This window comes from Collinsella sp. TF07-1, assembly GCF_003437235.1.
GTDB lineage: Bacteria > Actinomycetota > Coriobacteriia > Coriobacteriales > Coriobacteriaceae > Collinsella.
Genome location: NZ_QSRV01000003.1, coordinates 134,492 through 141,191, shown reverse-complemented (window position 1 = coordinate 141,191; position 6,700 = coordinate 134,492). Strand labels below are relative to the sequence as shown.

The window sequence follows — 6,700 nt, the reverse complement described above, 5'->3', positions numbered from 1 at the left end:
TGCGGAAACGCGGGGCCCGTTCAGGCTGTTGCGTTGAGATTGAAAATCAACCATCCCAACGCTTTTCCCCGGTGGCACTCATATTGTCGATTAATCCAGGCCCTCGGCACCGTTGGACTTGATGATCTTCTGGTAGGCGTAGAAGCTGTCTTTGCGGCGTCGCTCGTAGGTACCGGTGCCGTCGTCGTACTTATCGACGTGGATAAAGCCGTAGCGCTTGCGCATCTCGCCCGTGCCGGCGGAAACCAGGTCGATGGGGCCCCACCAGGTGTAGGCGATCAGGTCGACGCCGTCGGCAATGGCCTCGCCCATGGCCTTGACGTGGCTCTGCAAGTAGGCGATGCGATACGGGTCATGGATGGAGCCGTCCTCCTCGACCTCGTCGTAGGCGCCCATGCCGTTCTCGACCACCATCAGCGGAATCTCGTAGCGGGCGTAAATCTCGTTGAGGGCGATGCGCAGGCCCAGCGGATCGATCTGCCAGCCCCAATCGGTGGACTCCAGATAGGGGTTCTTGCCGCCAAAGGTCATGTTGCCCTCGGTCATCTCGTGATCCTTGTGGGTGCCCACGGTGCCGGACATGTAGTAGCTAAAGGTGTAGAAATCGACCTTGCCGTCGGCGATATCCTGCAGGTCGCCGTCCTCCATCACGAGCTCGACATCGTTTTCGGCCCAGAAGCGCTTGGCATAGAACGGATACTTGCCGCGCACCTGCACGTCGGAGCAGTACCAGTTCATGATATTCATCTCCTGCTGCGTGGCGAACACGTCGGCCGGATCGCACGTGGCGGCATAGGAGAGGATGAAGCAGTCCATGTTGCCCATCTTAAACTGCGGATAGTGCTCGTGGGCATAGCGCACGACGCGGCCGCTGGCGACAAACTGGTGATGCAGGGCCTGCATACGGGCCTGCGGCGTGGTGTGGACCGCCGAAGCCGGGCCCTCAAAGCCCTGGATCATGCTGGTCCCAAAGAGGTTACCCATGTCCTGGGTGCCGCAGTTGATCTCGTTGAAGGTGAGCCAGAACTTGACCTTGTCCTGATAGCGGTCGAAGACGGTCTGGCAGTACTTCTCAAAGAAGCCGATGAGCTCGCGGCTCGCCCAGCCATTGTATTTCTCGACCAGGTGATAGGGCATCTCGTAGTGCGACAGGGTCACGAGCGGCTCAATATTGTGAGCGCGCAGGCAGTCGAAGACGCGGTCGTAGAAGGCGAGACCTGCCTCGTTGGGCTCGGCGTCGTCACCGTTGGGGAAGATGCGGCTCCAAGAGATGGACATGCGGAACATGTTGAAGCCCATCTCGGCGAACAGCGCGATGTCCTCCTCGTAGTGATGGTAGAAATCGATGCCGTCATGGTTGGGGTAGAAGCGGTTAGGGTCGATGTCGATCGTAATCTGGCGCGGCTCCTTGTAGCTGCCACCCAAGAAGTGGTCGTCGACCGACGGACCGCGGCCGTCCACGTTCCAAGCGCCCTCAAACTGATTGGCGGCCGTGGCGCCGCCCCAATAGAAACCCTCGGGGAACTTGATGTTTGCCATGAGCATCTCCTTTGCATTGCGGGTCGATAGGCCGAGTATCGCCCACGCACGCGACAGGCAGGGGCAGGGGTGCCAAACCCGACACTTCTTTTCGCAGACGCGCGCTGCAACAGCGCTGCAGCTGAAACTTTTTGACACCGAAGGAGCGAAGACGATCCGCCCCGCGCTTACCGGCGGTATGCCGCGGGGGTGCAGCCATACTTGTCGTGAAACTTACGGTAGAAGAAGCTCATGTTTTCATAGCCCACCGCATGCGCAGCCGCCCCGGCCGTGGCGCCGCCGCGCAGAAGCTCGGCCGCATGTACCAGGCGTCGCTCCTGCACAAGCTGCCTAAAGGTCTTGCCCACATGCCGCTTAAGGAGCGCCGTCGCATAATTAGGGCTCAAGCCAAACTCCGCCGCCATCCCCTCGAGGGAGCACGCGGCGAATTCGCGATCGATATAGCCGAGCATTCCCGTCACCAGGGCAGTGGGCCCCGCCGCGCCGTCCGCCGCGCCGCGCACCAGCTCGCGCTCGTAGCAATCCATGAGCTCGGCCAAAAACAGCTGAAACAGACGCAAGACGATCTCGGGACCGTTGGGGCTCGGGTCGTACAGCTCGCAGAGCATCTCCTGCATGTAGCGCCGAATCCGACGGCTCTCGCCGCAATGAAAACGGACATGGCCCCGATGGTCCGTCTCGCTGTTGAGCGCGTTGAACAAAAACCGCGAGACCGCGCTCTCGCGCGAGAGGCTCGACTCGAGACTCCGGCGCAAAAAAGAGCGTGAAACGGTCATGCTCAGCATGATGTCGTCCTCGCCGAGCGCCGCCACGGCATGAGGGCAAAGGGCGTCGAGCAAAAGCACCTCGTTGCGGCGCAACTCGAGCCTCTCCCCCGCCACCGTCTGCGGGCAGCGCCCGCGATACACATAGCTCATCTCCACGTAATCATGCACGTGCTCGGGAACTGCATTAAAACGCGAGTTTTTCCTTATCGTCAGGCCACGCGGCATGCCGGGCTGGGCATAGGCAAACCCTGGCTGCCCAATCTTGCGCACTGGGCATCCGTCGATTTCGACATGCTCGGTCATAATCGACCAATCAAATGCCATGCCGTCTTTATAAGCGATCTCACTGGCGCTCAGTTCGCTGAGCCTACGCTCGAGCTCGTCGATCTCCATGGCTTGCCAATCGTTGATTTGGTCATAGTTCGTCGTGATTCAGATATTAGCAGAACGCGCCGACGCGTCCATAATCTGTGCTATGCAGCAGATCGATCGAGCCAAGGAGGATCCATGACCGCGTACTATCAGCAGGTGCTCGAGGGCACATACGACAACCACGTGCTTCCGTTTTTGTGGATGAAGGGCGAGAGCCATAAGACCATTGCCGAGTATCTGGAAAAGATCGCCGGCGCCGACATCCACGAGGTCTGTCTCGAAAGCCGCCCACACCCCGATTTTTGCGGCGAGGGCTGGTGGCGCGACTTGCGCTTTGTCATTGACGAGTGCAAGCAGCTGGGCCTTAAGCTCTGGATCTTGGACGACGCGCACTTCCCCACGGGCTTTGCCAACGGCGCCGTCAAGGAGGCCGTGCCCGAGCTCCGCAAGATCGTGCTCACGCACCGCACGTTCGACATCGTGGGCCCCACGTCCGCCGCGAGCATCGCGCTCGCCAACATGCTCGACAAAACGGAGCGCTTCTACGGCGTGACATTTATGCAGGACGGCAGCCCCGTCGACGTCGCTTACCGAGTAATCGACGATGCAGACGGCAACCCCAGCCGCCTGGTCTTCGATGCACCTGCGGGCCTCACGCAGGCATGCGTGATGTTCACGAGCGGCAAGACCTCCTACAACGAGGACTACATCAATATGGTCGACCGCGCCTCGGTGGCGCAGCTCATCGATGCTGTCTACGAGCCGCATTTTGAGCATCTGGGCGATGAGTTTGGCAAGACGATCCTGGGCTTTTTCTCCGATGAGCCCGGATTTGCCAACGAGAAGGGCACCACGGGCCCCGATGGCATCTCGGACACGCTCATCGGCAAGGCCACCGCGCCCCTACCCTGGTCGGCCGAGCTTGAGCGTCGCCTGCGCGCGGCACTGGGCGAGCGCTACCTGGCCGAGCTCCCGCACCTGTGGGACCGCGAGCCGGCCGGCGCGCACGTACGCCACGTCTATATGGACATCGCGAGCACCCTCTATAAGGAGTGCTTCTGCGACCAGCTCGGAGACTGGTGCCGCGCGCGCGGCGTGCAGTACATCGGCCACGTTATCGAGGACAAGGACTGCCACGCGCGCCTGGGCGTGGGCGCCGGGCACTACTTCCGCGCCGTGGGCGGTCAGGACATGGCGGGCGTCGACATCGTGATCAACCAGCTGGTACCCGGCATGGACCGCGGCCTTCACAGCTACGGACGCGGCGTGTGGGACCTCGAGTTCTATAACTACGTGCTGCCCAAGCTGGGCTCCTCGGCAGCACACCTCGATCCCAAAAAGCAGGGGCGCTGCATGGCCGAGGTCTTTGGCGCATTTGGATGGCACGAAGGCCTACGCGAGATGAAGTGGATCGCCGATCATTTTTTGGTGCGCGGCGTCAATTGGTTTGTGCCGCATGCCTTTAGCATGGCCGCCTTCCCCGACTGGGACTGCCCGCCGCATTTCTATGCGCATGGCCAAAACCCCCAGTTTGCACACTTTGGGCAGCTCATGAGCTACATGAACCGTACGGCGAGCCTGCTGAGCGGCGGGCGCGCAACGACCCCGGTGGCGCTTCTCTACCATGCGGACGCCGAGTGGACAGGCGAGGCGAACTTTATGCAGCATGCCGCCTCCGAGCTTATGCGCGCGCAGGTCGACTTTGACATCGTGCCGGCAGAGGCATTTGAGGACGCAGGGCGCTATGCCGTTGAAATTGCCGCAGACGGTAGCGGCTTTGGCGTGAACGGCCAGGCATACCGCTGCCTGGTGATGCCCGGAGCCGAGTTTGTCGGCGGAGCCGTGCTCGACTTTGCCGCGCGCGCCGCAGCCGCAGGTGTTGCCGTGTACGCGCTGGATGAGTTGCCGAGCAAGCGCTACGACGGTGATATTGCAGCCCGCGAGGGCTTTGCCTCCGTGGATGCAGCCGCGGTCGCCGGCATCAAGCTCCTGGCAACCGCCGAGCTCGCAGGCACGCTTGCCGACGCCGGTATGCAGACCGTGGTTTGTGCCGAGTCCCAGCCCTGGCTGCGCGCACTGCGCTACGAGCGGGCGGGCGAGACCTATCTGATGCTCGTCAACGAGCATCCCAAGCAGGGTATCTCCACTCAGATTGCGCTTGCCGACGGCATACCCGTTGCAGGCGCGCGCCTCGACCTGCTCAACGGCACCGATCCCGCCGCCTTTGACGGCACGCTCGAGCTGGCTCCCTACGAGAGCTGCATCGTGGTCCTTGGGGCTACAGGTTCCGCCGGCGCGGCAACTGCTGGAGACGAAGCCACATGCGTCGACGGGCCCTGGGCGGTTGCCTTCTCTGCCCCTGGTACCGATGCCTTTGGCGAGTCTGTTGAGCTTGCAGACCTGCACGACCTTTCCTCGGCCGAGTTCCCCGGCAAGGCCGGCACGTTCCGCTACCAGGCCTCCTTTGTCCTGGGCGAAGCGGCCAGCCGCGCTGTCATCGACCTTGGGGAGGTCTTTGAGACCGCAACCGTCACCCTCGACGGCAAATCCCTCGGCACCCGCATCTGTCCGCCTTACCGCTTTGAGGCCGCCGCACTTTTAGCCGGTGAGCACGCGCTCACGATTGACATCATCAACACCCTCGACCACGCCGTCCCCGACGTGTTCGGCATGACCGAGCCCTCCGAGCCCAGCGGTCTCTTGGGGCCCGTACGCGTGCTCGGGTAACGCCCCGGGCGCAAACGGCCCAACAAGGACAGCGCCCCTATGTTGAGCCCGCACAGCGTCGAGCGGTCCGTCGTTCATAGACCGGCGGACCAAAACTCCCAGCCAAGCCGAACGTTTTATTTATCGCTATGATTGGTTTATCGCGACGCAAACGCATAGGAGCCATATGGATATCAGGCGAAAGATCACGCAGGGCAAAAGCCTCACCCCCACCGAGCAACAACTTGGGCGAACGGCCCTCGCCATGGGCGAGGATGTGCGCGGGCTTTCCATTAAGGAATTTGCCGCGTGCGCCAACGTTTCGGTCGCGAGTGTGCACCGCTTTTGCAAAAAGCTCGGCCTCAAGGGATTCAAAGACCTCAAGGTCGAGCTCATCCGCCAGGCGACCGAGGCGGGCAACCGGCGCGACGTGGACATCAACTTTCCCTTCGATGCCACCTCCACCCCTGCGCAGGTGATGGAGCGCATGGAGGGGCTCTACCAGACCACCTTGGCCGAAACGCAGGAGCTGCTCGACCCTGCACAGCTCGACCACGCCGCCAAGCTCATCATGCGCGCCGGCACCGTGGACATCTACACGGGCTCGCATAACCTGTATCCAGCGGGAATGTTCCGCGATCGCCTGCTTTCCGCCGGCAAAAGCGCGACGTGCCACGACAGCGTCGAGGCGCAGGTGCGCACGGCGCTCGCCTCGGGTCCCGACCATGTGGCAATCGTCATCTCCTACAGCGGCCTTGCCCCCAACCTCAAGGAGATCTTGCCGATCCTTAGCAGTCGACATGTCCCGGTCATCGTCATCGGCACGCCGCACTGTGCCCGCATTCACCCCGGCTTTGCCGCCTATCTCACGGTAAGCGACCACGAGAGCATGACGCACCGCATCACGCAGTTCGCCAGCCATATCGCCGTGCAATACGTACTCGATTCGCTCTATAGCAGCTACTTTGCCAAAGATTACGCCCGCTGCTCCGAGTTCCTAGAGCGCTCGTTCCCCTACACCCGCCTACCCGGGCTCAAGTAGCGACGAGCGTGGTTCTCGGACGCTTATCTAACGAGAGCAAGTAGTCGTTTAAGAACGTCCCCAATGACCACTCCGGCAACGCCGATGTTTTGGCAACGGCAGCGAGCGGGCCGCATTTTGCCGCATTCGGAGCAAGACAACGCCGCAAGTAGAGGACGGACAGCGAGCGACGTCCAGGGCGGACAAGTTGGCATGAAAAAGGCGAGGCATTGACCTTCTGGTCATGCCTCGCCTTTTGAATGACAAATTGTCGCCCTGGGCGGCGCGCAGCGTC

Annotated in this window: 4 protein-coding genes; 2 read left to right on the top strand and 2 right to left on the bottom strand. The window is 61.9% G+C overall.

The features are described from left to right. Positions 1–90: 90 nt before the first annotated feature. Both DXC67_RS02335 and DXC67_RS02330 read right to left on the bottom strand, forming a co-directional pair. Positions 91–1,539: a glycoside hydrolase family 1 protein gene (locus DXC67_RS02335; RefSeq protein ID WP_117637204.1), complete on the bottom strand. Its 1,449-nt coding sequence runs from the start codon at positions 1,537–1,539 to the stop codon at positions 91–93. 167 nt (positions 1,540–1,706) lie between these two features. Further along, positions 1,707–2,699, bottom strand: a complete 993-nt coding sequence (locus tag DXC67_RS02330; protein ID WP_117637203.1) for an AraC family transcriptional regulator — start codon at positions 2,697–2,699, stop codon at positions 1,707–1,709. Positions 2,700–2,813: 114 nt separating this feature from the next. Between DXC67_RS02330 and DXC67_RS02325 the strand changes: the two genes are divergently transcribed. Then, positions 2,814–5,405, top strand: a complete 2,592-nt coding sequence (locus tag DXC67_RS02325; protein ID WP_117637202.1) for a glycosyl hydrolase — start codon at positions 2,814–2,816, stop codon at positions 5,403–5,405. Between the two features lie 166 nt (positions 5,406–5,571). Beyond that, positions 5,572–6,426 carry a MurR/RpiR family transcriptional regulator gene (locus DXC67_RS02320; RefSeq protein ID WP_117637201.1) on the top strand — a complete coding sequence of 285 codons (855 nt, stop codon included), beginning with the start codon at positions 5,572–5,574 and terminating at the stop codon, positions 6,424–6,426. Positions 6,427–6,700: the final 274 nt, after the last annotated feature.

Coding starts and splice junctions, on each gene's coding strand:
- DXC67_RS02325 (WP_117637202.1), top strand. CDS start 2,814: ATGACCGCGTACTATCAGCAGGTGCTCGAGGGCACATACGACAACCAC.
- DXC67_RS02320 (WP_117637201.1), top strand. CDS start 5,572: ATGGATATCAGGCGAAAGATCACGCAGGGCAAAAGCCTCACCCCCACC.
- DXC67_RS02330 (WP_117637203.1), bottom strand. CDS start 2,699: ATGGAGATCGACGAGCTCGAGCGTAGGCTCAGCGAACTGAGCGCCAGT.
- DXC67_RS02335 (WP_117637204.1), bottom strand. CDS start 1,539: ATGGCAAACATCAAGTTCCCCGAGGGTTTCTATTGGGGCGGCGCCACG.